The sequence below is a fragment of the Halorubrum sp. SP3 genome (assembly GCF_005435195.1).
In the GTDB taxonomy this organism is placed as follows: Archaea; Halobacteriota; Halobacteria; order Halobacteriales; family Haloferacaceae; genus Halorubrum; species Halorubrum sodomense.
The window spans coordinates 1-212 of record NZ_SGTU01000826.1 but is presented as its reverse complement, the minus strand read 5'-3'; the positions used below and the strand labels follow the sequence as shown (position 1 = coordinate 212).

Genomic DNA, 212 nt, shown 5'->3' with positions numbered 1-212 from the left:
GATTTAGCTACAGAACTTAGCCCACAAAAAACTACAGATAACTTTGGAAATGTTAGGGAAGAAACCGTGTCAGTATCAGTTGTACGCTCTGTTATTGAGAGAGGTCAATCACAGCGGCGTACTGACTTGGAAACAAAGAGCCTCAGTGAAAGTAAGGAATGTGCCCCAGCAGACGTCTTTCTACCTGTAGGTAAGCATGGCGTATTACGAGT

The 212-nt window shown here is 43.9% G+C and carries 1 protein-coding gene; it reads left to right on the top strand.

Going from position 1 to position 212, the window contains the following annotated elements; translation table 11 throughout:
* The coding region (locus tag EXE42_RS20125; RefSeq protein ID WP_206750800.1) for a hypothetical protein at positions 1–212 on the top strand (212 nt) is incomplete at both ends.